This is a genomic window from Nocardioides sp. NPDC006273, from assembly GCF_040613495.1.
Taxonomy (GTDB): domain Bacteria; phylum Actinomycetota; class Actinomycetes; order Propionibacteriales; family Nocardioidaceae; genus Nocardioides.
The window spans coordinates 1-26,909 of record NZ_JBEXSD010000068.1 but is presented as its reverse complement, the minus strand read 5'-3'; the positions used below and the strand labels follow the sequence as shown (position 1 = coordinate 26,909).

21 protein-coding genes, 1 pseudogene and 1 riboswitch are annotated in these 26,909 nt (G+C 68.3%); of the genes and pseudogenes, 7 read left to right on the top strand and 15 right to left on the bottom strand.

Annotated features, from left to right (window positions below; genetic code table 11):
• The 3 genes and pseudogenes from ABZZ22_RS23165 to ABZZ22_RS23155 form a co-directional block, all read left to right on the top strand.
• Nucleotides 1–686, top strand: a pseudogene (locus tag ABZZ22_RS23165) (hypothetical protein); the annotation flags it as partial.
• A 104-nt stretch (nucleotides 687–790) separates the two neighbouring features.
• Nucleotides 791–1,807: a hypothetical protein gene (locus tag ABZZ22_RS23160; protein WP_354936534.1), complete on the top strand. Its 1,017-nt coding sequence runs from the start codon at nucleotides 791–793 to the stop codon at nucleotides 1,805–1,807.
• 49 nt (nucleotides 1,808–1,856) lie between these two features.
• The gene (locus tag ABZZ22_RS23155; protein ID WP_354936531.1) at nucleotides 1,857–2,801 is read left to right on the top strand and encodes a hypothetical protein; all 945 of its coding nucleotides are present in this window, start codon (nucleotides 1,857–1,859) and stop codon (nucleotides 2,799–2,801) included.
• Here the strand turns inward: ABZZ22_RS23155 and ABZZ22_RS23150 are convergent.
• A complete protein-coding gene (locus tag ABZZ22_RS23150; RefSeq protein ID WP_354936528.1) occupies nucleotides 2,789–4,645 on the bottom strand; it encodes a long-chain fatty acid--CoA ligase in 1,857 nt (618 codons plus the stop codon). The two genes, ABZZ22_RS23155 and ABZZ22_RS23150, sit on opposite strands and share 13 nt — an antisense overlap.
• A gap of 310 nt (nucleotides 4,646–4,955) precedes the next feature.
• Between ABZZ22_RS23150 and rpsT the strand changes: the two genes are divergently transcribed.
• Complete coding sequence (gene rpsT, locus ABZZ22_RS23145) at nucleotides 4,956–5,216, top strand: 30S ribosomal protein S20 (RefSeq protein ID WP_354936525.1); 261 nt, start codon at nucleotides 4,956–4,958, stop codon at nucleotides 5,214–5,216.
• A 195-nt stretch (nucleotides 5,217–5,411) separates the two neighbouring features.
• Here the strand turns inward: rpsT and holA are convergent, their stop codons facing one another.
• From holA to ABZZ22_RS23110, 7 genes are all read right to left on the bottom strand, one after another.
• On the bottom strand, nucleotides 5,412–6,395 hold the full coding sequence (gene holA / locus ABZZ22_RS23140) for a DNA polymerase III subunit delta (protein ID WP_354936522.1): 984 nt from the start codon (nucleotides 6,393–6,395) through the stop codon (nucleotides 5,412–5,414).
• Nucleotides 6,396–6,522: 127 nt separating this feature from the next.
• A complete protein-coding gene (locus ABZZ22_RS23135) occupies nucleotides 6,523–8,811 on the bottom strand; it encodes a ComEC/Rec2 family competence protein (protein WP_354936519.1) in 2,289 nt (762 codons plus the stop codon).
• Entirely contained in the window at nucleotides 8,808–9,710 is a 903-nt protein-coding gene (locus ABZZ22_RS23130) for a helix-hairpin-helix domain-containing protein (RefSeq protein WP_354936516.1), read from the bottom strand. The genes ABZZ22_RS23135 and ABZZ22_RS23130 overlap by 4 nt, the downstream gene beginning before the upstream one ends.
• Before the next feature lie 127 nt (nucleotides 9,711–9,837).
• The gene (locus ABZZ22_RS23125) at nucleotides 9,838–10,698 is read right to left on the bottom strand and encodes a DegV family protein (RefSeq protein WP_354936513.1); all 861 of its coding nucleotides are present in this window, start codon (nucleotides 10,696–10,698) and stop codon (nucleotides 9,838–9,840) included.
• Between the two features lie 73 nt (nucleotides 10,699–10,771).
• Nucleotides 10,772–10,942, bottom strand: coding sequence for a hypothetical protein (locus ABZZ22_RS23120; RefSeq protein ID WP_354936510.1), 171 nt, complete (start codon nucleotides 10,940–10,942; stop codon nucleotides 10,772–10,774).
• A 10-nt stretch (nucleotides 10,943–10,952) separates the two neighbouring features.
• Nucleotides 10,953–11,486: an SUMF1/EgtB/PvdO family nonheme iron enzyme gene (locus ABZZ22_RS23115; RefSeq protein WP_354936537.1), complete on the bottom strand. Its 534-nt coding sequence runs from the start codon at nucleotides 11,484–11,486 to the stop codon at nucleotides 10,953–10,955.
• A 406-nt stretch (nucleotides 11,487–11,892) separates the two neighbouring features.
• Nucleotides 11,893–12,681 carry an aminotransferase class IV gene (locus tag ABZZ22_RS23110; protein WP_354936507.1) on the bottom strand — a complete coding sequence of 263 codons (789 nt, stop codon included), beginning with the start codon at nucleotides 12,679–12,681 and terminating at the stop codon, nucleotides 11,893–11,895.
• 190 nt (nucleotides 12,682–12,871) lie between these two features.
• Here ABZZ22_RS23110 and ABZZ22_RS23105 point away from each other — a divergent pair, with 190 nt between their 5' ends.
• Genes ABZZ22_RS23105 through ABZZ22_RS23095 form a run of 3 tightly spaced genes read left to right on the top strand, consistent with a single transcriptional unit; the run spans nucleotide 12,872 to nucleotide 14,069 of the window.
• A complete protein-coding gene (locus tag ABZZ22_RS23105; RefSeq protein ID WP_354936504.1) occupies nucleotides 12,872–13,018 on the top strand; it encodes a hypothetical protein in 147 nt (48 codons plus the stop codon).
• 50 nt (nucleotides 13,019–13,068) lie between these two features.
• Complete coding sequence (locus ABZZ22_RS23100; RefSeq protein WP_354936502.1) at nucleotides 13,069–13,197, top strand: hypothetical protein; 129 nt, start codon at nucleotides 13,069–13,071, stop codon at nucleotides 13,195–13,197.
• Complete coding sequence (locus tag ABZZ22_RS23095) at nucleotides 13,194–14,069, top strand: lanthionine synthetase LanC family protein (protein ID WP_354936499.1); 876 nt, start codon at nucleotides 13,194–13,196, stop codon at nucleotides 14,067–14,069. The genes ABZZ22_RS23100 and ABZZ22_RS23095 overlap by 4 nt, the downstream gene beginning before the upstream one ends.
• 30 nt (nucleotides 14,070–14,099) lie before the next feature.
• Here the strand turns inward: ABZZ22_RS23095 and leuS are convergent, their stop codons facing one another.
• From leuS to ABZZ22_RS23060, 7 genes are all read right to left on the bottom strand, one after another.
• Complete coding sequence (gene leuS / locus ABZZ22_RS23090) at nucleotides 14,100–16,583, bottom strand: leucine--tRNA ligase (protein ID WP_354936496.1); 2,484 nt, start codon at nucleotides 16,581–16,583, stop codon at nucleotides 14,100–14,102.
• A 446-nt stretch (nucleotides 16,584–17,029) separates the two neighbouring features.
• Nucleotides 17,030–18,085, bottom strand: a complete 1,056-nt coding sequence (locus tag ABZZ22_RS23085) for a biotin/lipoate A/B protein ligase family protein (protein WP_354936494.1) — start codon at nucleotides 18,083–18,085, stop codon at nucleotides 17,030–17,032.
• 158 nt (nucleotides 18,086–18,243) lie between these two features.
• Nucleotides 18,244–19,662 (bottom strand): aminotransferase class V-fold PLP-dependent enzyme, encoded by a 1,419-nt coding sequence (locus ABZZ22_RS23080; RefSeq protein WP_354936492.1) that lies wholly within the window; start codon nucleotides 19,660–19,662, stop codon nucleotides 18,244–18,246.
• 43 nt (nucleotides 19,663–19,705) lie between these two features.
• Nucleotides 19,706–19,819, bottom strand: a riboswitch (SAM riboswitch).
• An 86-nt stretch (nucleotides 19,820–19,905) separates the two neighbouring features.
• The gene (locus tag ABZZ22_RS23075; RefSeq protein WP_354936489.1) at nucleotides 19,906–22,209 is read right to left on the bottom strand and encodes a transglycosylase domain-containing protein; all 2,304 of its coding nucleotides are present in this window, start codon (nucleotides 22,207–22,209) and stop codon (nucleotides 19,906–19,908) included.
• Between the two features lie 333 nt (nucleotides 22,210–22,542).
• Nucleotides 22,543–24,693, bottom strand: a complete 2,151-nt coding sequence (gene katG / locus ABZZ22_RS23070; protein ID WP_354936486.1) for a catalase/peroxidase HPI — start codon at nucleotides 24,691–24,693, stop codon at nucleotides 22,543–22,545.
• Nucleotides 24,694–24,718: 25 nt separating this feature from the next.
• Nucleotides 24,719–25,150 (bottom strand): Fur family transcriptional regulator, encoded by a 432-nt coding sequence (locus tag ABZZ22_RS23065; protein WP_354936483.1) that lies wholly within the window; start codon nucleotides 25,148–25,150, stop codon nucleotides 24,719–24,721.
• 61 nt (nucleotides 25,151–25,211) lie between these two features.
• Nucleotides 25,212–26,393, bottom strand: coding sequence for an MFS transporter (locus ABZZ22_RS23060; RefSeq protein WP_354936480.1), 1,182 nt, complete (start codon nucleotides 26,391–26,393; stop codon nucleotides 25,212–25,214).
• Nucleotides 26,394–26,909: the final 516 nt, after the last annotated feature.

The window sequence follows — 26,909 nt, the reverse complement described above, 5'->3', positions numbered from 1 at the left end:
AAGAATGGGGCAACAGCCGCAACACCACCGCCCAAGAGATCGCCGAAGACATCACCAACGCCCTCGCCAAAGCCGCCGGCGTCGACGCCCTCCTCGCCCGTGCGCTGCCGTCCGGCGTCAACAAGGACGGCGACGAGTACGGCAACATCGACCCGGCGATCGCGGAGAAGTGGGCGACGCTCAGCACCGAGGAACGCAAGGCCGTGCTGGAGGAGATGACCAGGAAGATCGCCGAGGAGAGCGGCGTCGAGATGCCTGACATCGACTGGGACGACCTGGCCAACGACACCTGGGACGACGGCAGCATCACCTACGGCTACTGGAGCGACGGGGGCCCCAAGATGGCGCTCAACCCCAACATGCTCGACGACCCCGGCCTGCTGATCAACACTGTCGCCCACGAGGTCCGGCACGGTCGCCAGCACGAGGCGATCCGCGACGAGAACGACTGGCAGTTCTGGTGGGAGGACGACCCCTTCGACGAACACCGGGAAGACGGCATCACCGAGGACCAGGCCGAGGAGTGGGAGGAGAACTTCGACGACTACAAGAGCACCGGCAAGGGTGACTCGTTCGACGAGTACTACAACCAGCCGGTCGAGGTCGACGCCCGCAAGTCGGGCCGTGACTACCTGAACAACCTCTCCGAGGAGGAGTTCAACCGTCTCCTGGAGGAGTCGAAGTGACCACGTACCGACCTGATCAGCGCCACGAAACGACCGACGGCGGCGTCTACCATTTCGACGCCACCCAGCTCGTCGCCCACTGAACCGGTCGCGGAAGGCCCTGAATGAACCCCGTACTGCCCCTATCCGGAATCCTGCTTGCCGCGCTGCTCACCGGTTGTGCCGCCAGCGAGGGCGCGTCCTGCTCGTCGTCCGCGATGCTCCGCCCGGCTGCTGTCGCCCCCGGCGCGGTGTTCCCCGACAGCTTGAGCGTGAGCCCGGGCGGCGACGCGGTGGCAGCCGGCTGCTGGCCGGGGCTGTGCCGGTGGGACACCGCGGACGGGACGTACGAGGTCGCCTTCGATGGCAACCCGATCACTCTGGCCAGTGACTGGTCCCTGGTTGCCACCGGCGGCGGCTGCGGCGACATCGCGCTCATCGACCTGGACAGCGGCAAGCGTGTACGCACCCTCACCGGGTTGCCCTACGAGGACGGCGTCACCGACATGACATGGGTCCAGGACGTCGCGATCAGTTCTGATGGGAAGCTCGTCGCAGGCTCCGGCACCGATGACACGCTCATGATCTGGACCATCGACGGCGAGGAGGTCGTCGACGCAAAGGTCGAGGGCGCTGGTGCCCTCGCCTTCAGCCCGGACGGCGCGCAGCTGGCCGTCACCAGCGACGCCGGCGTCGAGATCCTCGACACGGACAACGGCGAGTCGAGCGGTCAGGTGGCTGGCGCCGAGGGCGTCCCCGTGTGGAGCCCGGACGGCCGTTGGTTGGCAGGTCCGGGCGCGGGCGGCGCACCGACCATCTGGAGCGCCGAGGATCTCCAGGTCGCCGAAACCCTGCCCACCACCGGTGCGGCCGGATTCTCCTTCGCCGACAGCTCGGTGGGCTTCGCCGCGGACGACGCCGCGGTCGTGTGGAGCCCTAAGGCCCTCGGCGGCGACGGCGAGCGACGTACGCTGGCCGGGCTCGTCGACTCCGGGCGGACCGTCGAGGGTCCGGTGATGACCGCCTTCAGCCCCGACGGCGCGAAGCTCTTCGCAGCGACCGGGGACACGGGAGTCACCGCCTGGGAGCTCTCGGGCGACAAGCCCGGCACCAGGTTCACCCTGCCTCCGACTTCGTCATGAGGTCTTGCCGCATCTGGCGGAGGCGAGGACTCCCGGCCAAGATGTACGCGTGATACCAGCGATCCCGACGAACATCCCGCACGGACAGACTGCCCGTCGCCTGGAGTGGCCCCATCTTCCCCCGTTCCTGAGGTCCGCGATCGAGAAGCGGCTCGGCGGCGGGCCGGTGGTGTCGGCGGAGTCGCATGGTGCCGGCTACACCCCCGGGTTCGCCTCGGTGCTGACCTGCGAGGACGGTTCCAAGCACTTCGTGAAGGCGGCCTCCGCCAAGGCCCAGCGCGACTCCGCGGCGCTCCATCGTGAGGAGGCCGCGAAGCTGAAGAAGCTCGCCGGCTGGATCCCCGCCCCGAAGCTGAAGTGGTTCGACGACGGCGAGTGGGTGGTCCTGGCCTTCGAGCACGTCGAGGGCCGACTGCCGTCGCGGCCATGGACGTCCTCGGACCTCGAGGTCGTCTCGCAGGCGCTGGTCGAGACCGCCGCCACGCTCACCCCTGCTCCAGGAATCGGCTGGCCGACCTTCGTCGAGGAGCACGCCTCGTACCCCGAGCTGTGGGACCGGGTGGACGGTTATCCGCACGCCGACCGGGCGGCCGAGCTCGCCGCCGGCTTCGCGGAGCACACCGCCGGCGAGACGCTGGTCCACCTGGACGTTCGCGACGACACCGTCCTCATCCGCCCGGACGGTGGCGTGCTGCTGGTCGAATGGACCTGGCCGGTCCTCGGCGCCGACTGGATCGACTCGCTCCTGCTGCTCATCGGGCCGCGCGGCGACGGTCTCGACGCCGAGTCGTTCCTGTCCGACCATCCGTTGCTGTCGAAGGCCGCGCCGGAGGCGATCGACTCGGTCCTGGCCCTCTTCGCCGGCTACTTCCTGGCTGCTGCCGAGCAGCCGGTGAAGACGACCTCGCCCCACCTCCGCAGGATGCAGCGGTGGCAGGGCGAGGTGTGTCTGGACTGGCTGATCGAGCGTCGAGGCTGGGATCAGGAAGCGTAGAAGGCGTCGATGCGCGCCTGCTCCTTCTCCTCCACGACCTTCCGCTTCACCTTCAGCGACGGGGTCAGCTCACCGCTCTCGACGGTCAGGTCGTGCTCCAGGATCTCCCATTTCTTGATGGTCTCCCAGCGGTTGAGGCCGGCGTTGAGCTCGTCGACGTAGCCACCGATCAGCTCGCGCACCTGCGGCGAGGTGACGATCTCCTCGTACGACTTCCCCTCCAGCCCATGGGACGCACCCCAGGCGGTGATCGCCTCGGGGTCGAGGGTGATCAGCGCGGTGACGAAGTTGCGGTTCGCGCCGAAGACCAGGAACTGGCTCGAGTAGGGGCACAGCGCGGCGAACTTCGACTCGATCGCCGGCGGGGCGACGTACTTCCCGCCCGAGGTCTTGAACAGCTCCTTGATCCGGCCGGTGATGGTGATGTAGCCCTCCTCGTCGATCGAGGCCTTGTCACCGGTGTGGTACCAACCGTCGGCGTCGAGCGCCTTGGCGGTCTCCTCGGGGAGGTTGTGGTAGCCGGGCATGATGTGCGGGCCGCGGATGAGCAGCTCGTCGTTCTCGCCGATCTTCACCTCGCTGCCGGGGAAGGCCTTGCCGACGGTGCCGAGCTTGTTCTCCTTCAGCGTGCCGACGGACGCGCCAGCGGCGTTCTCCGTCGAGCCGTAGCCCTCCATGATCAAGATGCCCGCTGCCCGGAACCACTCGGCGATGTCGCGGTTGAGCGGCGCGGAGCCGGAGATGAAGAAGCGTACGCGGCCACCGAACCGGTCACGGACCTTGCTGAGGACCACCTTGTCGAGCACAGCGTGCTTGAGCGCCATCCCGGTCGGCACCGACTTGCCCTCGCGCAGCAGCCGGTCGCGCGCGATCCCGTTGGCGAAGGCGGCGTCGAAGAGCTTCTTCTTCACGCCACCGTCGTTCTCGACCATCATCACGATCTTGGAGTGGACCTTCTCGAAGATGCGCGGGGCCGCACCCATGAAGGTCGGCTTCACGATCGCCAGGTTGTCGACGATCTTGTCCATCCGACCGTCGATCGCGGTCGGGAAGCCGCAGGCGATCTGGATCGAGAGCAGCACCTTGCCGAAGACGTGCGACATCGGCAGCCACAGGAACTGCAGGTCGTCGGGGCCGAGCACGTCGCCCTGGACTCGGACGGCCTCGCCCTCGTAGACCCAGGCACGGTGGAGCAGGCGCACGCCCTTGGGCTTCCCGGTGGTGCCGGAGGTGTAGACCAGCGTGGCCAGGTGGTCCGGGGTGATCTTGGCCGCGATCTCGTCGATCAGGCCCGGGTGGTCGGCGAGGTACTTGTCGCCGAGGGCCGCGAGGTCGTCCAGGCCGATGACCCGGCCGCCGTCGGTCGCCCCGTCGAAGGTGATGACCTTGACGATCTCGGGCAGCTCGGCAGCCTTCTCGGCGATCTTGGCGAGCTGGCTGTCGTCCTCGGCGAAGACGAAGCGGCACTCGGCGTCACCGAGGATGTAGGCGGTGTCATCCACGTTGGTCGTCGGGTAGACGGTCGTGGTGGCGCCACCGGCGAGCATCACCGCCAGGTCCGCGATGATCCACTCGTAGCGCGTGGTCGAGGCGATCCCGACCCGCTGCTCGAGCTCGAGACCGAGCGAGACCAGACCCGCCGCGAGCCGGCTGGCCAGGTCGCTGGCCTCCTTCCAGGTCAGTGACTTCCACTCCTCACCGCCTGCCTCCGTCGTCGAGCCGACGACGGGATAGCGGAAGGCCTCCGCATTCGGGGTGGCCTTGACGCGGTTGAGGAAGTGAAGGGCGAAGTTCGCCGGCATCTCGTCAAGAAATGCGAGATCGGTCGCGGACTGGGTCGGCATGATTCTCCTGGCCTGCAGTATGAGCGTGGGGGGTGAGCAATGGACGGTTTGCACGAGAGCCGCCGCGCGGGGGACCTTAGACGCTCGAGTCGCGTCACAACAGGGGTCCCGCCCGGAAATCTCGTGACCGAGATCACCACAGCCTACCCTGGAGTAGCTACTCCAGGTACGGCGATTTGAGGCCGCGGGACGCGAGTCTGTAATCTTGACCGTAAGCGTGTTCGCGTAGGCCTCTCCCCTCTCATTTCCCCGAGGGGCCGGATTGAGAGCTCGCACCACCACACGTCGAAGCACTGGAGATTATTCACCCATGGCGAACATCAAGTCGCAGATCAAGCGCAACAAGCAGAACGAGAAGGCGCACGAGCGCAACAAGGCCGTCAAGAGCGAGCTCAAGACCGTCATCCGCAAGTTCACCGCCGCCGCCGAGGCCGGCGACAAGGACGCTGCGATCGAGAACGCCAAGCTTGTTGCCAAGAAGCTCGACAAGGCCGCCTCCAAGGGCGTCATCCACAAGAACCAGGCCGCCAACCGCAAGTCGGCGATCGCCAAGAAGGCCGCCTCTCTCTGAGGTGAGTCCCGTCGAAAGCCCCCGTCGTCCGTGGCGGGGGCTTTCGCATTCCCACCGAGACGTCGCTCGCGTCGCTCGAGGCGTCACGCGCGTAAGTCGACACGTCACTCGCGTCGGCCGAGTGGGCACCGTACTGACGTCTCGGCCAACCTAACTGACGCCTCGGCCGACCTGGGTGACGCCTCGGCGCGGGGGTCAGCGCTGGCGGAGGGCGGCGATGGTGAGGACGAGGCGTTCGAGCGTGTACGCCGGGTCGCTGGCGGCGCCCTTGAGGTCGGCGTCGGCGCGGGCGACCGAGCGGAGGGCCTCGCCGATGCCATCCCTTGACCAGCCGCGGGCGAGGCCGGCCACGGTCTTCTGCTTCCAGGGCGGGGTGCCGCTGTCGCGGATGCCGGCGACGTGGCTGGCGACGGTGCGCAGCTGGCCGGCGACCGCGGAGAGGACGTAGACCGGGGAGGAGCCGGTGTCGAGGGCCCAGCGGATCTCCTCGAGAGCCTTGACCCGGTCACCGGCGATGATCGCATCGGCGATCGCATAGTTCTTCACCTCGGCCCGTCCGCCGAAGTACTGCTTCACGTGCTCCAGGCCGAGTCGCTTCGCGTCGTTGTCGCTGGCGAGCTGGCTGGCCGCGGCCGACAGCGCGCGGAGGTCCTGACCGACCGCCTGGATCAGGAAGTCGGCGCCCTCCTCGTCGATGCTCGCACCGTGCAGGCGCATCTCGGCCTTCACGAAGCTGCCGAACTCGCGCGCCTTCAGCTCGACCGACTTGCGCTCGGTCACCTTCGGGTGCTTGCGGAGCTTGGCGAGCGTGCCGCTGCCCTTCTGACCTCCGCCGTGGACGAGGACGAGCGCGACCTCCTCCGAAGGCATCCCCGCATAGTCCACCAGGCCCGACACCGACTCGTCCGGCAGGTTCTCCAGGTTTCGCACGACCACGCAGCGGATGCTCGAGAAGAGCGAGGGCGCGCTCATCTCGCCGAGCGTGGCCAGGGTCAGATCGGCGGCGGTCGCCTCGGAGACCTCTGCCTCAGGGTCGAAGGCCTTCACCGCGGCCTTCGTGGCCGCGACCGTACGCTCCCCCAGGAACTCCTCCTTGCCCGTCACCAGCGTCACCCGGCCCAAGACGTCGGAGGCGGTCAGGCTGTCGGTGGGAGTCGATGCGGAGGCGGTGCGTGCCATGCTCAAACCTTCCCACACAGCACCGACATCCGAGCCTTGGCCGGCGCTTGCGTCGGCCAAACGCGAGGAGGTCGAGCCGAGCGCAGCGGCTGAGCCTGCGAAGCCGCGAAGCGGGTCGAGACCAACGCTACCGAGTAACGGTCACCGCCTCGCCCTCATCCTCGACGACCGCGATCGAGCCGTCACGGTCGGTGCGGTAGACCGTGGTGCCGCTCTCCTCCAGCCCCCGGACCGTGGCCGTGGCCGGGTGGCCGTAGTCGTTGGCGGCACCGACCGAGGTGAGCGCGACCTGCGCCCGCAGCGTACGCAGCCAGGCGAGGTCCTGGTAGCGCGAGCCGTGATGGGGCACCTTGAGAACGTCGATGTCGAGCCCGGCCAGGTCGTCGGCGAGCTGGTCCTGGCCCTCCGGTTCGATGTCGCCGGTCAGCAGCAGCCGCAGGCCGCGGGACTCGACGAGGAGGACCACGCTCGCGTCGTTGGCCGTGGAGCCGTCGCCGGGACCGCGGGTGTCGGTCTCGTCTGTCGGCCAGAGCACCTGGATCCGTGTCTCGCCAATGCTGGTCGTGACTCCGTACGGAGCCGGAACCGGCACCACTCCGGCCGCAGCCGCGGTCTCCCCGAGCACCCGCACGCCCTCGGGTGGGTCCTGAAGACGTGAGGTCCACAGCTCCCCGACCCGCCGCCCGGCGAAGGCCCCCTCGACGCCGTTCACGTGATCGGCGTGGAAGTGAGTGATCACCGCGAGCGGAACGTCCTCGATCTGGAGTCGGTCCAGACAGTCGTCGACGAGGTCCGGATCGGGGCCGGCGTCCACGACCACCGCGCTCCCCTGCCCCGTACGCACCACCAGCGCGTCTCCTTGCCCGACATCGCACATCACGAGCACCCATCCCGGCGGAGGCCAGCCCGGACTAGGCAGTCGCACCAGCGCCACCGCGAGCAGCAGGAGGCATCCGGCCGCTCCGGTGACCGGATGGCGCAGGATCCGTGGCGCCAGAAAGGCGATGGCGGCGCAGACGACGACCAGGACCGCGAGGGCGAACGGTCCGGTCGACCAGCCGACCGCCGCGGTCGGCTGGTCTGCACCGACGCGAGCCACCGCGATGATCCAGGCGACGCACCACGTCGCGATCGTGCCCGCCACCATCCCGAGCGGATCCCACACCAGCCCGAGCAGACCTCCCAGGAGGCCGAGCACGGTCGCAGGAGCGACGGCGGGCTCGACGAGCAGATTGGCGAGCACCGCGACCAGGCTGACCTGGCCGGAGATGGCGGCGACGACCGGCGTGCACGCCAGCTGCGCCGCGGCCGGGACCGCGATCGCCTCCGCGCACCACTGCGGCATCCAACGACGCAGCGCATCTCGCCACGGTGGCCCGAAAAGCAGGATCCCGGCCGTGGCCAGCACCGAGAGGGTGAACCCGACCGAGGTCGCCAGACCCGGATCGATGAGCAGCAGCCCGATCACCGCCGCCCCGAGCCCACGTAGAGCGCGTTGTCGTCCGTTGTGCGTCATCGCCAGCAGCCCGACCGCACCCATCGCGGCAGCCCGCACGACGCTCGGCTCTGTGCGGGCGAGCACGATGAACCCGAGGATGCCGAGGACCCCGACCGCGTACAGCCCCCTCCCCCGCACCCCGGCCCACCGGGCGACGATGAGCAGGAAACCCACCACGAGAGTCAGGTTGGTGCCCGAGACCGCGAGCAGGTGCGTGAGACCGGTGGTGCGGAAGTCGTCCTCGAGGTCGTCGGAGAGCCCGGTGTCGTCACCGTCGACCAGCGCCGGCACCAGGGCGGCCTGGTCGGGCGGACGGTGTGCCACGGCGTCCCGGATGGAGCCACGCAGCTTCTCCGAGGCTCGCCACCAGAGCCCCGGGCCGGAGACGATCCGCGGCTCTGCGGCGATCAGCAGCGCGGACTCCTCGTGCGAGTCGCTCTCCCTCAGCCGTCCGGTCGTAGACACCGTCGCCCCCAGCGGGATCTCGGCCCACGCTTCGTCACCGAGCACGACCACCGGCGTACGCAGCCGGTAGACCACTCCGCGGCCGCTCACCTCCCGCACGCTGGCGCGTCGGAGCTGGTAGGTCGCATGCTTGCCGGTCACCTCCTTCGGGTCGGTGGTGACCGTGGCGACCACCCGTACCTGCGCCTTTCGAGCGGCGAGGTCAGCCACCGGGTTGTCGCTGACCCGGGCGGCGTGCAGCCCCGCGACGACCGCCGTCCCGGCGATCATCAGCCCCAACGCCAGCGCCATAGCGGATCGTCTCCGGATCGCCCAGCCTCCGCCGACGCCGATGACGACCGTGAGCAGGACCAGCAGAGTCACCCCCACCCGTCCGCCCTCGACGACGACGGGCCCGACCAACGCCCCGGCCCAAGCCCCGGCGCCGAGAAGCGGGAGGCGTAGGTCGTTCACAACGTGACCAGCGGTTTCAACGAGTCGTAGGTCTTCGGACCGATCCCGTCGACCTCGAGCAGCTCGTCGACGGAGGTGAACGCGCCGTTGGTGGTGCGCCAGTCGATGATCGCCTGCGCTGTCACCGGCCCCACGCCGGGCAGGGTCTCCAGCTCCTCCATGGAAGCCGCGTTGAGGCTCACTCCGGCCCCGGACGCCCCGGCGGTCGGGCCGCCCGCACCGGGCGCCGCAACGCCCGCCCCACCGTTGGGCGCCCCGACCACGATCTGCTGCCCGTCGCTGAGCAGGGCGGCGAGGTTGAGGCCGGCAAGGTGCTTGTGGGGCGCCCCGCCGGCCGCCTCGACGGCATCCACCACCCTCGATCCGACGGGCAGCACGACGATGCCGGGCTTGGGCACCTTCCCTTTCACATCGACCGTCACGGTCCCCGCCGACGCCCCTGCTGATGCCCCGGCCGACGGAGCCGCGGCCGAGCCTCCGGGTGCCGCGGAGTCGGTCGGCAACGGCACCAGCGGAGAGGCCGACGGCGCCGCCCGGGCTGCCGGCACCACCTCCGGGTCGGCGCGGATCATCCACCAGCACGCCACCGCCAAGCCGGCGACCAGCACCAGCGAGACGACGACGAGATGCCAGGGGCCGAGGCTCATCCGCCCGCGCAGCGGCTCCGGCAGCACCGCGTCGGGCGAGATCACGACCTGACGCCGAGACGCATGCCTCCCTGGGACCGGCACCAACGGATCCAGCTCGGCGGTGTCGGTCGCACCAGGCCCGTCCCACCACGGCGGCTGCCACTCCTCCTCGCCCTCGTCCTCCTCCCCCGGCGGATCGAGCTCGGCGCGCAGCAGCTCCAGGCGCCGGGCGACAGCATCGGCGTGGTCAGAGGTCGGTCGGGTGCGCATGGCGCCGAAACTATGCGTCCGGGCCGACAGTTCCGAGCGCGATTTCAGCGCCTGTGGAGAACCCGATCCTCAACGGGACCTGTGGACGGCAACCGGCCCGAGAAGGTGCCCGAAAGGGGGTCCGAGATCAGAGCTGAGGCCCGACGACGACCGCCACGCACCCCGGCCCGACATGCGCACCGAGCACCGCGCCCAGCACCCCGACGCGTACGTCGCCGTCGATCTTGCCGTCCAGCTGCTCCGCGACCCCCGCGGCCATCTTGGCCGCCCGGTCGGGACTACCCAGATGCGCGACGACGGCTTCGACCGCATCCGCGTCCTCCCCGGCCTCGACCCCGAGGGCCTGCAGCCGTGCGATCGCCCGCTCGGCCGTACGCACCCGCTCGCTCGGCACGACCCGCCCCTCCTCGATCGTGAGCAACGGCTTGACCGCCAACGCAGTGCCGAGCAGGGCGGCGGCAGCACCGATCCGTCCGCCCCGGCGCAGGTACTCGAGGGTGTCGACGTAGAAGTAGGACTTGGTGGCGGCGGACCGCTCCAGAGCAGCCTCGCGCGCTTCGGCAGCGCTCCCGCCACGACCCGCGACCGCAGCGGCAGCCATCACCGCGAACCCGACCCCGGGCCCGACCAGCCGGGTGTCCACGGTGAGGACCGGCACCGGAGACTCCCGCGCCGCGAGCATCGAGGACTCGCACGTCGCACTCAGCTCCGCGGAGAGATGGATCGAGACGATCTCCTCGACACCCTGAGCCGCGACCTCGGAGTAGACCTCAGCCAGCAGCGCCGGCGAAGGCCGTGAGGTCGTCACGGTCTTGTGCGCGGCCAGGGCCGTGAGCAGCGCTTCGGGCGAGGTCTCCTCCACGCCGTCGTCGTACGACGTCCCATCCACGATCACCTGCAACGGGACCGATGTGATCAGCTCCGCAGCATCCCCGAGATCGGATGGAAGCATCGCGGTCGAGTCTGTCACGATCGCTACCCGGGCCATGCCCAGCAGCCTACAGATCGACCCATCGCGACGACACCACGAGCCAGACCCGGCTCGAGCCGGTTCGAGCCCGTCACACGACGATGTTGACCAGCTTCGGCGCCCGGACGATGACCTTGCGTACGGTCTGCCCCTCGATCGCGGCAGCGATCGTCGGGTCGGCCATCGCGGCGGCCTCCAGGTCGGCCTCGGAGATCGAGGGCGAGACCTCCAGTCGCGCACGCACCTTGCCCTTGATCTGCACGACGACGGTCCTAAGGAAGGTCAGGTATCAGCAACGACACACATCTGAAGCCCGTGTCGTCATCGTGCATCGAGATGTCGGCGTCGTTGAAGCGGCTGGGCTCGGCGGTGAAGAGGGGGCTGGTCCAGGCGCCGCCCTTCAGCTCGCAACGGTTTCGCGCGGAGGTTGTGTTGGTCCACTCCCAGACATTGCCGACCATGTCGAAGGCATAGAACGGCGAGATCCCGGACTGGAACCTCAAGACCTTGGATGTGGTCGCGAGACCGGTCTCCTTGACGTTGCACTTCGCGGCTGCCATCTCAGGTCCCCAGGGCCATACCGAGTCGTGAAAGCCACGTGCGGCCTTCTCCCACTGCGTCGCCGTCGGAAGTTGCTTGCCGGCCCAGGACGAGTAGGCATTGGCGTCGTCCCAGGTCACATGGACCACCGGATGCGCATTGAGCTCGGCCGGGCAACGACCACCGTCCCAATGCGCAGGAGCGGGATGTCCGGTGGCAGCAGTGAATCGGCTGTAGTCGACGTTCGTCACTGGGTGTGCGTCGATCCAGAACCTCTCCTCCTAAAGAGGCTCATCGTTCTGGCCCGCAAGGAACACCCGGCCGGCACCTCAGCCATGAGGCGACCGTCCACTGGGTGCTTGACGTACCAGTCCTCCGGGATCTGAGCCGGGTCAGGCTCATCGATGACCGGATAGCTCGGCTGACCGTCTCGAGTCAGAAGGGTCACGAGGCGAGCATGTACATCGGCTGGGGGCCCTCCGCAGAAGGTCATCAAGCGTGGCCTGAGTGACCGGTCGAAGACTGAGGGATGAACCCGCTGCCTCCGCCTTTGCGATACCGCGCTCCGACACCTGAAGCAGGTCAGCCAGGTCGGCCTGACTCAACCGCGAGGCGACTCGGAAGGCGCGGAACTCGACGCCTGACCACTCCGGAATGATCGCCATGATTCGCCTAGGGTCGCTGGGCAGGGATCTCTCGGTACATCTCTTGAAGAAAAACGACGACCGGGTCATCGACGTCGAACTCGTACTTGTCGATGGTGCGGATCGGGCGTACGCCGATGCTCGCGTTCGTGGCGAACGCTGCCCGCATCTGCGAGACCTCCGCGGAGGGCACGGGGCGAGTCACGTGAGAGGTGTCCGCCGCTGTCAGCAAGGCCATCGTTACCCCGGGCAAGACCGCTGCCTCGGGCCATATGACTTGTCCGTCCTCCGCGACGAATCCGATGTTCCAGGTGCTTCCTTCGCTTATCCGGCCCGATGCGGGATCGACGAAGAGAACGTCGTCGAATTCAGCGCGCTTGGCTGCAACCCGATGATGAAGCTGACTGAAGAGACCGACGTGCTTCACCTCGGGTGTGTCTCGCTGGAACTCCACCGTCTTCGCCCGCAGCGGCGACAGACCACCCGGAGCGCTTGCGCGCGTGGTGAACAATGAAACCGGGTGCGCGTCTACCGCGCCGACATTGCCAAGCGTGATCCTCGGATCGAAGACGGTGACGCGGAGCGTGTGGTCGCAGGACGCAGCCGCAACCGTTTGCCTGATCTGCGAAAGCACTTGAACGCGATCCAGGTCGGCGTCGAAGACGGTCTTGCAATCCCTGGTGAGTCGGTCCAAGTGGAGGTCCAGCCCTCGCACCGCGCCATCTTCAACATGCATCGAGGTGAAGTGCCCGAAGCCAGTCAGTGCGAGTGCACCCAGCTCAGCGGCGGTCGCGTCCCGGCCATCAACTGTCGCCATGGCGCCACCCTCTCACGGAGTGCAGAAAGGTTCAGGGCAGCGTCGAGATCAGATCATTCCGGCCGCGACTGGCTTTCGAAAGCATTGAGATCGCTGCCGGGCGCCGATCAGGTTCAGGGCCAGTCGACGCTCGGCGGCATCAAGGCTCACACAACATGGTGAGCCGCCATCCCGGCACGAGGAGCTGAAGATGCCCAACACCGCAATGATCGCCCGCAACGTCGACAACCAGAGCAACAACAACTGGGTCCCGGTCGAGTCGCAGGAACTCACGCCGAGTGGCCCGGGCCACGTGACGCCGAACGGCAGCTGGGATCGCCGCTGCGGGTGCAAGTGACCGAAGGAGTAGTGGGCCAGCGCCGAACGGCGCTGGCCCACCTCAACATCATGACTGACATCGAAACGATTCTTGAGTCCTGGATCAGCGACCGCTCCGCCGATCTTGCCGACGAAGCGTGCCGCATGGGCATCGCAGATTATGTGGAACGATCGCTTCCTGGCCCATCGGCCGGTTGATTCCAGGGGATCCGACGACGACGGGCGACACCGTTCTCGAGACATCAGCGGTCGCATCCTGGACGATCGATCGCGAAGGTCGATGGACGTCGGTCGCGCCGATCCATGACCTTGTGCATGTCGGCACTCCCGACAACGCCGAGACCAACCGCAGGATCGATGTGATCAGCGATGGATATCGGTTCGGAAGCGCGCTCCTGGCCAGCCACGCAGCGGCGGCGTCGGTCATCAGCACCGCCTGCGGTGCCCTGACCGACGACATCGCGCGATCCGTCCTGACCCGCTTGGCTGGCGATTGGAGCGACGAAGCCAACTCGGATCTGGGTGCCCTGGGCATCGCCCACGGTGCGGCGGGCATGGCCTTCGCAGCCGTCCGGCTCGCCCACCTCCCTGAAGACAACGCCGAACTCGACAGGTGGCGCCATCGACTCGATACATCCAGCAGGGCGGCCGTCGCGACCAGTATCAAGGTGAAGAACCACGAGAGTGTCTCGTGGTGTCGCGGCATGGCTGGGATCGTCGCCGCCCATCTCCAACCCAGCACCCTAGGCCTAAACAGCCCAGAGCTTCCGGCATGGATCGATTGGCTCTTCACAAACCATGAACTGGCTCTCGGGCACGGCCTCTGCTGTGGCGCCGGATCGCTCGCCGACATCATCGCAACTATGCGACACCTTCGTCAGCCGGAACCGCCCTCCGCCCAAGCGACGCTAGAACACTGGCTCAGCCAACAGCAGAACCCACGCCTCCCAGCGACCCAACCACACATCGGCTTCATGCAGGGCACCGCTGGTGTCCTCTACACGATGATCCGGCTCACCGAAGCCGGCCGATCGCTGCCGAGCGTCCTCTCGTTCGACCCAGTGGACTGACCAGGAGACGGTCGACAGCGACCGCGACCTTCACACGACGATGTTGACGAGCTTGGGCGCTCGGACAACGACCTTGCGGACGGTCAGACCCTCGATCGCGTTGGCGATGCCTGGGTCCGCCAGTGCGGCGGCCTCCAGGTCGGCCTCGGAGATCGTCGGCGAGACCTCCAGTCGCGCACGCACCTTGCCCTTGATCTGCACGACGGCGGTCACGGAGTCGTCCACGAGCAGCTCGGGCAGCGGCGTCGGCCACGCGGCCCGCGCGACGGTCGGCTCGTGCCCCAGGCGCTCCCACATCTCCTCGGCGGTGTAGGGCGCGACCAGCGAGAGCAGGATCGCGACCGTCTCCGTGGCCTCACGAACGGCGGGGTCGGCAGGACCGACACCGGAGTCGATCGCCTTCCGGGTGGCGTTGACCAGCTCCATCATGCGAGCCACGACCACGTTGAAGCGGTAGGAGTCGATCAGCTGCTCGGCCTCGGCCACCGTCTTGTGAGTCGTACGCCGCAGCGCCACGTCTCCGGTCGAGACATCCACGCCAGGGGCAGAGGTGACGTCACCGGCCAGGCGCCAGGCCCGCTGCAGGAACTTCACCGAACCGGCCGGCGAGACGTCGGCCCAGTCGATGTTGTCCTCCGGCGGGGAGGCGAAGACCAGCGTCAGCCGGGTCGCGTCGACGCCGAACTCCTCCAGCACATCCGACAGGTTCACGCCGTTGCCCAGCGACTTCGACATCTTCTTGCCGCCGTTGATGACCTTGCCCTGGGACAGGTACGCCGAGAACGGCTCGTCCCAGTCGATCAGGCCGATGTCGCGCAGTGCCTTGGTGAAGAATCGGGCGTACATCAGGTGCAGCACCGCGTGCTCGTCGCCGCCCAGGTAGAAGTCGACCGGACCCCACTCGGAGGCCAGCTTCGAGTCGAACGCCTTGGTCTCGTCGTTGGGCGTCAGGTAGCGCAGGAAGTACCACGACGAGTCCACGAAGGTGTCCATCGTGTCCGAGTCGCGTGTGGCCGGGCCGCCGCACTTCGGGCAGGACACGTTGACCCACTCCGAGGCGGCCGCCAGCGGCGAGACGCCCTTCGGCTTCAGGTCGGCGCCCTTCAGCTCCGGCAGCTGAACCGGCAGCTGGGCCTCGGGCACCGGCACCTCGCCGTCGACCGGGCAGTGCACGATCGGGATCGGCGCGCCCCAGTAGCGCTGCCGCGACAGCAGCCAGTCGCGCAGCCGGTAGTTGATCGTGCCCTTGCCGTGGCCCTCGGCCTCCAGCTTCTCGATGATCTTGTGGATGCCGCTCGCCTTGTCGGCGACGCCCTCCAGCTCCGGCGAGTTCACGTACGCACCGTCGCCCACGGTCGCGACGTACGTCTCCTCGGGGTTCTCCGCGCCCGGCACGTCCACGACGCGGCGCACCGGCAGCGAGAACGCCTTGGCGAAGTCCAGGTCGCGCTGGTCGTGGGCCGGAACGGCCATCACCGCGCCGGTGCCGTAGTCGGCCAGCACGTAGTCGGCCGCCCACACCGGGATCTGCTCGCCGGTGACGGGGTTGGTCGCGGTGACGCCCAGGTCGACACCGGTCTTGGGACGGTCGGTCGCCAGCCGGTCGATGTCGGAGGCCTTGCGTACGTCCTCCAGGTAGCTCTCCAGCGCAGCCGCCCGCTCCGGCGCCACGATCTCGGCGGCCAGGTCCGCGTCGGCGGCCACGACCATGAAGGTCGCGCCGTAGAGCGTGTCGGGACGGGTCGTGAAGACGGTGACCTTCTTGGTCTCACCAGAGGTCAGGGAGATCTCGAAGTCGACGTGCGCGCCCTCGGACCGGCCGATCCAGTTGCGCTGCATGTTGACGACCTTGCCTATCCAGGTGTCCTGCAACTGATCCAGGCCGTTGTACAGCTCCTCGGCGTAGGCCGTGGTCTTGAAGTACCACTGCGTCAGGTCACGCTTGGTGACCACCGCACCGCAGCGCTCGCACTCGCCGTTGACGACCTGCTCGTTGGCCAGCACGGTCTGGTCGTTGGGGCACCAGTTGACCGGCGACTTCTTGCGGTAGGCCAGGCCGGCCTCGTACAGCTTCAGGAAGATCCACTGCGTCCACTTGTAGTACTCAGGGTCCGAGGTGTGCAGCCGGCGCGACCAGTCGAAGGAGATGCCGTAGCGCTTGAAGGACTCCGCCTGGGTCTCGATGTTGGCGTAGGTCCAGCCGGCGGGGTTCTCGTTGCGCTTGATAGCGGCGTTCTCGGCGGGCAGGCCGAAGGAGTCCCAGCCGATCGGGTTCAGGACGTCATAGCCCTTGAGCCACCAGTAGCGAGCGATCACGTCGTGCAGCGCGGTCACCTCGGCGTGACCCATGTGCAGGTCGCCGGAGGGGTAGGGGAACATCGTGAGCGCGTAGCGCTTCTCGGCCCCGTCACGTTGGCCGGCCTTGAACGGCTCCAGCTTCTCCCAGATGGGGCGCCACTTGTCCTGCAGTTCCACGACGTCGTACGTCGCCTGCTCAGCCTGCTCCTGCGTCATTGGTCTTTCGTCCTTGTCGAGTGTCGTGCGTCAAGACTGCTTCTGGAATGAGCCCTACAAATGAGAAGGGCCCCTCACATGGAGGGGTGGCCGCGTGACCGGGGTGTGTCCCTCAGGGTCAGCGCGGCTGCCTAAGAAGCAGGACAGACATCTGCATGTCCCCAGGGTAGCCGACCACCGCCGCCATCGTCATTCGCAGTCCTGCGTTACCCCCGTAGCCGACGACGTCGACAGGGTCGAAGTCCTCTAGAAGGGCACTTTCCATACCCCATGAGTTCCACCCTGCAGATCGACCGACAGAAAATGCCCTCAGAGGGGCCTTCACCTATTGCGACGCCATATCTGGGCGTGCCAAACTGGCGGCGCTCCGCTGCTCGTGATGTCGGTCGTGAATGAGGACCCCCCCATCTCATCCAAGGAACGCTCCGAGCAGCGGAGTCCAACTTTCAGGGCACTCTCGCGCGCCAGGCCGGGGTCCCGTGCTTGCTCTCGACCAGCGCTGCCGCCTCGTCGATCGTGGCCTGATCGAGGCCGACGTACGCAGCCCCGAAGCTCTGCTCGAACTCGGACAGCAGCGCATCGATGACCTTCTCGCGGCTCAGCCCGGTCTGCGAACGGATCGGGTCGACCCGCTTGGCTGCGCTCCTGGTGCCCTTGTCGGACATCTTCTCCCGGCCGATCCGGAGCACCTCGAGCATCTTGTCGGCGTCGATGTCGTAGGCCATCGTGACGTGGTGCAGGACCCCGCCCGGGACCCGCTTCTGCGCGGCGCCGGCGATCTTGCCGACCGGCGAGGCGATGTCGTTCAGGCCGGCGTAGGCGGCCTCGATCCCGACGCTGCGCAGACCCCGGAGCACCCACTCGTCGAGGAACGCGTAGGACTCCTGGAAGGACATCCCGGCCACGAGCGTGTCGGGCACGGCGAGGCTGTAGGTGATCGTGTTGCCCGGCTCGATGAACATCGCGCCTCCGCCCGAGATGCGGCGTACGACCTCGATGCCGTGACGCTCGGCGGCGGCCTCGTCGACCTCGTTGGACAGCGACTGGTAGCTGCCGATCACGACCGCGCTGCTGGCCCAGTCCCAGAACCTCAGGCTGGGGGCACGGCGGCCCTCGGCGACCTGGCGGACGATGACCTCGTCGAGGGCCATCTGCATCCGCGGCCCCAGCGGCCCGGTCTCCATGATCTCGAGGTCGAGGTCGTCCCAGGTCGTGGCCCGGCCAAGCGCCCGCAGGACCGTCAGGGCGATGTCGCGGGTGCCGAAGCCGACCAGGTCGGCATGTCGGGCGGCGGTGTCGAGGACCGCGGTCAGATGGTCGAGGGACACGTCGGCCGGCTGCCCCTCCAGGGCAGCGGTCAACCACCCGAGCGCCTCGTCGGGTTCCAGGAAGAAGTCGCCCGAGAGGACGACGTCGATGATCTTGTCCGCGGAGACGGTGGCGTCGACGACGACCAGCTTGCCGCCGCGTACCTTCCGCTCGCCATGCACTCGTTCGCTCACAGTCTCTCAACACCGTGAACGCGGCGATTCATCCCGGTCGAGACGTCGCTCCGGTCGGCCGAGACGTCACCCACTGACCACTCGGCCGACCGGAGTGACGCTTCGGCCGCCGCACCTGACGCCTCGGCCGACCTAGCGGACGCCTCGGCAGGCTTTCCTCAGACGGCGGCGCCACAGGAGCCGGCGGTGTCGGCCAGGCGGGTCAGACCGACCGGTCCGACTAGCGGCCGCGGGTCCTCGGCGAGCGTCCAGGCACCGTCGACGAGGACGTAGTCGCCCCGGACGTCACCCTCGAGAAGAGAACGTACGCCGGCCACCAGCCGGTCCACGTCGGCGACCGAGGTGCCGATACCGATACTGGCGCGGACCGCGCCACCGGTGAGCCCGAGGCGCTTGAGGAGCGGTTGGGCGCAGAAGCGGCCGTCGCGTACGCCCAGGCCGTGCTCGGCGGAGAGGTAGGCCGCGACCCGGCCGGGCTCGATGTCGGCGACCGTGAACGTCACGACCCCGACCGGCTCGTCGGAGTCGGACCAGAGTCGCAGGACTTCGACCCCGTCCAGGGCGGACAGACCGGCCACCAGGCGACCCCTCAGCGACGCCTCGTGGCGGTCCAGCTCAGCGGGCTCGAGAGCGCCGAGAGCCGCGCAGGCAGCGGCCAGCGCGGCCGCGCCGACGACGTTGGGAGAGCCGCCCTCGTGACGCGCCGGGGCGGGCTGCCAGGTGGTCTCGACGATCGCAATCCCGGAGTCGTGGCTGGCGTCGTCGACCGCCCCTCCGCCGGCGAGATAGGGAGTGCCGACGTCGAGCCAGTCGCGACGCCCGACCAGGGCGCCGGCGCCGTAGGGGGCGTAGAGCTTGTGGCCGGAGAAGGCGACGTAGTCGGCCCCGGTCGCGGCCAGCGAGAAGTGACGGTGGCCGAGCAGCTGGGCCCCGTCGACGAAGACGCGGGCGCCGTGGGCGTGAGCCAGGGTGACGACCTCGGCGACCGGCAGGGCCTCGCCCGTGACGTTGGAGGCTCCCGTGATCGCGACCAGGGCGTAGTTCTCTCGGGCCAGCTCGCCGGCGAGAGCGTCGATGGTGCCGGCGAGGGTCTCGCGGCCGGCGACCGTGGTCACGCCCGCCTCCGTAGCGCAAGCGCCAGAGTACGGACGCGGGCGTGACCTATCCTCATGGTTCCCTCGCTGACGCTCGGTCACTCCCGCCTCGACGCGGTGCCACGGCAGCAGGTTGGCGTGGTGCTCGATGTCGAGGACGAGCACCCGGCCGGGTACGCAGCCGGCCAGCAGGTTCACCGCGTCGGTCGTGTTGCGGGTGATGACGGTGACGTCGTCCTCGCGGGCACCGACGTAGGCGCCGACGGTCGCGCGTGACTCCTCGTAGAGGGCGGTCGAGACCTGGGACAGGTAGCCGGCGCCGCGGTGGACGGAGGCGTACCAGGGCAGGACCTCGGCGACCCGGTCGGCCACGCTCCGCAGCGCCGGTGCCGACGCGGCGACGTCGAGGTTGGCGTACGTCGTGGTGGTGCCGTCCAGCAGCGGGACCTGCGTGTCGGAGCCTACGAGCGGGAGCAGGGACATGGTCAACCCTTCGGGGTCAGGGCTCCCCGGCCCGATCCGGCGAAGCACGCGCTTGCCCGCGCCACCTCGGCGAGGGCCTGGTCGTCACCCGGAGCACCCCGCCGCATGGGAGGGTTGCCCGCCAGCAAGCCGGGGCTTCGCGCTGGCAGTCGTGACCGTGCCCAAAGCGTGCCGGAGACCGCGTGCCTCCGCCAAATCACATCTCAATCGACGGACACCTGTCTCACATGACAGACATGGGTGTCAGTCGTCGTGCTTTCCGCGGCCCTTGTCCTTGTTGTCACAGGCGCCGAAGAACTCTGCGATGGGGTCGCACTCATCCTCATCCTTGTCCCCCTCCGGCGGCGGAGGCGGAGCGATCAGATGCGCCTCGTGACCGGACTCGGGATCCTGGCCGTCGACGTAGACAGGCTCGGGGAAGCTCTCGACCTCCTTGCCCTCCATGGCCTTCCCCATGATCGCCGCCCAGGTCTCGGTGGGATAGTCGGCGCCGAAGTAGGACGGCATCCAGCCACCGTCGAGCTTCCCCTCTCCGTTGCCGCGTGAGAAGCGGACGGCGGTGGCGATCTGCGGGGTGAACCCGGCGAACCACGACGTGCACACATGCTGCGATGTACCGCAGGTGGCGGTGCCGGTCTTGCCGGCGACGGGATGACCGATGGTCTGGGCCTTCCGGCCCGAGCCGCTCTGCACCACACCCTGCATCGCGTACGTCACGTCGGCGGCGATGTCCTCTGAGATCGCGTGCCGGCCGTTCTTCCTGCCGTTCCAGCTGTAGAGGACGTTGCCGGCCCGGTCGCGCACCTTCTTCACCACGTGCACGTCGTGGCGGTAGCCGCCGTTGGCGATCGTGGCGTAGGCGTTGGCCAGGTTGATCGGACTGACGTTGGCCCGGCCGAGGGCGATCCGGTCGTCGGTCTTGTGGTCGAAGTCGGAGGTGGTGCTGGGGATGCCCGGGAACTTCGGGTTCGGCTTCACCGGGGCGACACCGGCCGCCACCGCGGTATCGTAGATCGCCTTGCGACCCGCCTCGGGGCCGCCCATCGACTCGGTCATGTCGATGTAGGCCGTGTTCACCGACTGCTCCATCGCCTTGAGCATGGTGATGTGCTGGCCGTAGTCCATCCCGTCGGCGACCCCGGCCTGCTCGCCCTCGTTGACGACCGGTCGGCCGGTGTAGGTCGTGAACGGAGAGTCGCCCGCCCAGGTCGACTTCAGCGAGTAGCCCTTCTCGATCGCCGCCGCGGTGGCGAAGACCTTCATCGTCGACCCGGCGTGGCCTCCGGTCGCGGCCCAGTTGTGCTGGCTGTCGAGATAGTCCTGGCCACCGTAGAAGCCGAGCAGCGCACCGGAGGCGACGTCGACCGAGGCGGTCGCCACGTGCAGGGCGTTCTTCTGCTCGGGGTCGTTCTTGACGTACGCCTTTCGGTTCTTCGGCTTCACGGTCTTGGCAGCGGACGCCGACGCCTTCATCACCTTCGGCGAGAGCGTCGCGGTGATCCGAAGGCCACCGCTGTCGATCTTCTCCTCGGTGAACAGCGGCTTGCCGTCGGCGCCCTTCAGGCCGAGCAGCTCGGCCTTGATCATGGTGAGCGCGTGGCCGCGCTGGCCGCCCAGTCGGCTCGGCACGGTCTTCGCGGGGAACTTCGGCAGCGCGTCCTTCACCTTGTCGGCGTCGGCCTGCTTCAGATAGCCGAGGTCGACCATGCCGGAGAGGACGTACCGGTAGCGACCGAGCAGCTTCTCCTCACCCCGGAACTTGCTGCTGGCGGGGTCGAAGCCGGCCGGGTTGTTGAGGATCGCCGCCAACGCCGCCGTCTCCCGCAAGGACAGGTCCTTCGTGGGCTTGGCGAAGTAGGCCTTCGCGGCAGCCTCGATGCCGTAGGCACCCCGGTTGAAGTAGATCGTGTTGAGGTAGTCGGTGAGGATCTGGTCCTTGCTCTTCTGCCTGGTCAGCTTCAGCGCGATGACCGCTTCCTTCAGCTTGCGCGAGTAGGACCGCTCGGAGCTGAGGTAGTAGTTCTTGACGTACTGCTGGGTGATCGTGGACGCGCCACCCGAGGTGCCCTCGGTCGTGTTGGAGAAGGCGGCCCGCAGGATGCCCTTGATGTCGACACCGCTGTTCTCGTAGAACGTACGGTCCTCCGCGGCGACCACGGCGTGCTTGACGATCTCGGGGATCTCGTCGGCTTGCAGCTTGATCCGGTTCTGGTCGCCGTCCTGGTAGCGGCCGAGCTCGGTCTTGCCGTTGCTGTAGTAGACGAACGAGGTCTCGACCTCGAACTCGGCGTTGGGGTCCGGCACCGAGATCCGGTTGTACGCCACGATCGCCGTCACCGAACCGATCAGCGCGAGCGTCAGGAAGCCGACCAGCGCCACCTTGGCCGAGAGCTTGCCCCAGCGCCGCCAGCTCGCGGATCGCGGACTCCTCGGCCCTGGCTCGCTCGATCCCGAGCTCCTCGGCCCAGTTCGCTTGGCTGCCGACTCCCGGACCGCAGCCAGCTTCTCGGTCGCCCAGACCTTGGCCGGCTCCGCCCTGGCGAGCAAGGCGCGAGCCGAGGACGGCTTGGGCTCCGCGCGGCGCGCTCCCGGCCTGCTGCCCGTCGCGGCCGGCCGTTGCCCGGACGGGATCGGAGGGGCCGGAGGCGGAGGCGGACGCCACGACGGCGGCGGGCCGGTAGGACCTTTCGGAGGCTCGGGTCTCCGTTGTTCCATTGCTCCACCTGACATAGACAGCAGATTCCCTCGCGCATGGAGCGAGAGGCCCGAGACGGCGGCAGCTGATCCTACCGGGGCGGGTATGACAACGGGGGCCGACCCCGAAAGGTCGGCCCCCGTGTCAGCAGTACGCCGCGGCGTACTGCCTCAGATCCGTGAGGATCAGCGCTTCAGGTCGAAGCGGTCGTTCTCCATGACCTTGACCCACGCCCGGACGAAGTCGTTGACGAACTTCGCCTTGGCGTCGGCGCCGGCGTAGAGCTCAGCGATGGCGCGGAGCTCGGAGTTGGCGCCGAAGACCAGATCGACGCGCGAACCGGTCCAGCCGTTGGTGCTGGTGTAGGTCGACTCGTCAGCGGACGGGGTCCACTGCTGGTCGTAGTCGAGCAGGTTGACGAAGAAGTCGTTCGTCAGCGCGCCCGGGGTCTTGGTGAAGGCACCGAGGTCGGAGCCGTCCCAGTTGTTGCCGATCACGCGCAGGCCGCCGGTGAGGACGGTCGCCTCCGGGGCGGAGAGGCCCAGGAGGTTGGCGCGGTCGATGAACAGGAACTCGCTCGGCAGGTTGAGGAAGCCGGAGTCGTAGTTGCGGAAGCCGTCGGCGACCGGCTCGAGCCAGGCGAAGTTCTCCTCGGAGGTCTGCTCCTGGGTGGCGTCGACGCGACCGGCCGTGAACGGCACGGTCACCTCGTAGCCGGCAGCCTTCGCGGCCTGCTCCACACCCACGCCACCGGCGAGGACGAGGACGTCGGCGAAGGAGACCCCGGTCGCGGCCGCGATCTGCTCGTAGGCCGCGATGACCGGCTTGAGCTCGTCGGGCTGGTTGACCTTCCACGAGATCTGGGGCTCGAGACGGATCCGACCACCGTTGGCGCCACCGCGCTTGTCGGAGCTGCGGTAGGTCGACGCGGCCTTCCAAGCGGTGGAGACGAGCTGCTGAGCGGTCAGACCGGACTCGGCGATCGCCTTCTTGGCAGCCGCGATCGCGGCGTCGTCGGTCGCTGCCGAGCCGGTCGGGAGCGGGTCCTGCCAGTCGAGGTCCTCGGCCGGGACCTCGGTGCCGGCGTAGCGGCTCTTCGGGCCCATGTCGCGGTGGGTCAGCTTGAACCAGGCGCGAGCGAAGGACTCGGAGAAGGCGTCCTGGTCGTCCTTGAAGCGGCGCGAGATCGCGTCGAACTCCGGGTCCATGCGCAGGGCGAGGTCGGAGGTGAGCATGCGCGGCTCGCGCTTGCCGTCACCGAACGCCTCGGGCACCAGGTCGGCACCGCCGTTGTTCTTCGGCTTCCACTGCTTGGCGCCGGCCGGGGACTCGGTGAGCTCCCAGTCGTAGGCATAGAGGATGTGGAAGAACTCGTTGTCCCAGCGGGTCGGGTGGTAGGTCCAGGTGACCTCGAGGCCCGAGGTGACCGCGTCGGCGCCGACGCCGGTGCCGTGGCCGTTCTTCCAGCCGATGCCCTGGTTCTCCAGCGGCGCGGCCTCCGGGTCGGGGCCGATCAGGTCGTCGGGGTGGGCACCGTGGGTCTTCCCGAAGGTGTGGCCACCGGCGATCAGCGCGACGGTCTCCTCCGAGCTCATCCCCATCCGGCGGAAGGTCTCCTTGATGTCCACCGCGGACTTCATCGGGTCGGGCTCGCCGTTCGGGCCCTCCGGGTTGACGTAGATCAGACCCATCTGGACGGCGGCCAGCGGCGCCTGCAGGTCACGGTCGCCGGAGTAGCGCTCGTCGTCGAGCCAGACCTTCTCGGGGCCCCAGTAGACGTCGTCGTCGGCCTCCCACACGTCTTCACGACCGCCGGAGAAGCCGAAGGTCTTCAGACCCATGGTCTCCAGCGCGACGTTGCCGACCAGCACGAACAGGTCGGCCCAGGAGAGCGACTGACCGTACTTGGCCTTGACCGGCCACAGCAGGCGGCGGCCCTTGTCGAGGGAGACGTTGTCGGGCCAGGAGTTGAGCGGCGCGAAGCGCTGCTGACCGCTGCCGGCGCCACCGCGGCCGTCGTGGCTGCGGTAGGTGCCCGAGGCGTGCCACGCCAGGCGGATCATGAACGGGCCATAGTTGCCGAAGTCGGCCGGCCACCAGTCCTTGGAGTCCGTCAGGACCGCGGCGATGTCAGCCTTGACGGCGTTCAGGTCGAGAGCCTCGAAGGCCGTCTTGTAGTCGAAGTCGGGGTCGACCGGGTTGGCCGCTGGGTGATGCTTGGCCAAGATCTTCAGGTTGAGCTTGTTGGGCCACCATTCCTGGTTGGCGCTGCCGACGGTCGGGTGAACGCGGCCGGCGTTCATGACCGGGCACTTGCTCACGGACTCTTCAGACATCAGGTTCCAATCCTTCTTGTTCGGATCATTTGCTGCGCTGGGCGGCCTGGCACTGCGGACAGGTGCCCCAGTAGATGACCTCGGCCTCGTCTACGACGAAGCCGTTGTCGTCCGATGCCGTCAAGCAGGGCGTATGGCCGACGGCGCAGTCGACGTCGGCGATGTTCCCGCAGGAGCGGCAGACCACGTGGTGGTGGTTGTCCCCGACCCGGGTCTCATAACGAGCCACCGAGCCGGACGGCTGGATGCGGCGTACGATCCCGGCGGCCGAGAGGGCAGCGAGGGAGTCGTAGACGGCTTGATGGGAGACGTCCGGAAGACGCTCGCGCACCGCCCCGAGAATGGTCTCGGTGTCGGCGTGCGCGTTCTCGGTGACGGCCCCCAGAACGGCCACTCGCGGGCGAGTGACGCGCAGGGAGGCACCTCTCAGCAGCTGCTCATAGTCCGCGTTCCCCACGTCCCAGAGCCTACGCGAAATCTTGAATGAGTCAAGAAACGGGAAGGGAATTTCTGCCGACTCAACCGGTCTGCACGGACTCCGGAGCCGGGCGGGTGGCGAAGCGGCCGGCCATCAGCGGAATCAGGACCGCGACGGCGAGCGGGATGACGAACATCGAGCGTTCACCGAAGACCTCGGCGACCGCGGCGATCAGCGAGGCGGCGGCGAGGTAGCCGGCGTAGTTGGCGAGATTGACGCGAGCGATCGCCTCCTCGGCGTTGTCCGGGGAGATGTGGGCGGCGGCGACGAACGACTGCGGCGGAACCAGCGCCAGGCTGCCGCCGAGGACGGCGAATCCGACGGCCGCCACACTCCAGTGCGGGGCGGCGACGATCAACAGCAGCGCGCCGACACCGATGACGCCGCCGGTGCGGATCACCCGCTCTGCGCCGAAGCGGGCCACCAGGCGGTCGCCGGGGAGACGTACAGCCAGAAGCACCAGCTGGTAGGCGGCATAGATCGCCGGCGCGACCGCCGCCATGGCGCCCAGCCCGTCGACGACGTAGATCCCGCCCCACGCGGAGGCCGCGGAGTCGACGAACCACATCGCGAACGTCGGCACCGCGACCAGGAGGAGGGGCAGCATCGGCAGCTTGCTTTTCGGGCCTCGCGTGCTGCTGGTCCGTTTCTCCGCAGCATCCACCGCAGCCGGTGGCAGCAGGAGCCGGAACGTGGCCGCGTTGGCGACCAGACCGATGACGGCGATCGGGACCATGTCCAGACCAAGAGGTACGCCGAGGGCGATCGTCACGGTCGCATAGACGGCGCCGAGGACGGCTGCCGCGCTCCACATCGCATGGAAGCCGTTCATCAACGGGCGGCCGTACGCATCCTGGGTGGCCGTGCCCTGCATGTTCATCGAGGCGTCGACGCCGCCGAGGAAGAAGCCGTAGACGCCGTTGAGGAGCAGCAGCGTCCCCATCGTCGGCGCGAACGCCGGCGCCACCGCGGCCAGCGAGGCCCCGCCGAGCATCAGCGAGAGAGTCGCCGCGCTGCCGACCCTGGTGGCGAGATGGCCGGCGGTCACGCTGCCGACCGCGCCGATCGCGGTGGTGACTCCGAGCACGACGAACACATCGCCGGCGCTGAGGTCGAGCTTGGTCGCGATCGACTCCAGCCTGGTGATCAGCGATGCGAATGTCAGGCCCTGGATCGCGAACGCGACGAAGACCGCCGCCCGGGCAAGCTGGAGTCGGGTCATCTGCGTGTCCTTCGTTCGGGTTGCGCGAAGTCTGCACCTCTGGGGGTTTCTGCGCATCTGTTTCGTTGGACTTTGGGCTCGACCTACGCTGGTCGAGCCGCCGGAGCCGCTGGGCGGAGGCGTGTCGAGACCAACACGGTCTTCCGGTGGTCGAGCTTGTCGAGACCTCCCTGCCGGAAGGTTTAGCTCGAGGGCTGATCGGGGCCGCCGACCCGGCTTCGAGGGTGTTCTCGACATGGCCCGGCGTCAAGGCGATGTATCGAGCTTGTCGAGATGACGGCCTTCGGCCGCCGGCTACGCCGGCCGCTTCGCGGTCCTGGACACCGGACCATCTCGAGAAAAAAGATGGCTGGCTATCGGGGCGGCGGCCCGGGTGTGGCGCAGCGGATTCATGCTTCGGAACGGTGATGCGCGTGGGGCAGGAGGGTGGCCCTTCGGGCCACTTACCATCCACAGGTTCGCCGTCGTTCACTCACCGCGAAAAGTACGTTTGACCTGCACAGATAGGTGTTCAAG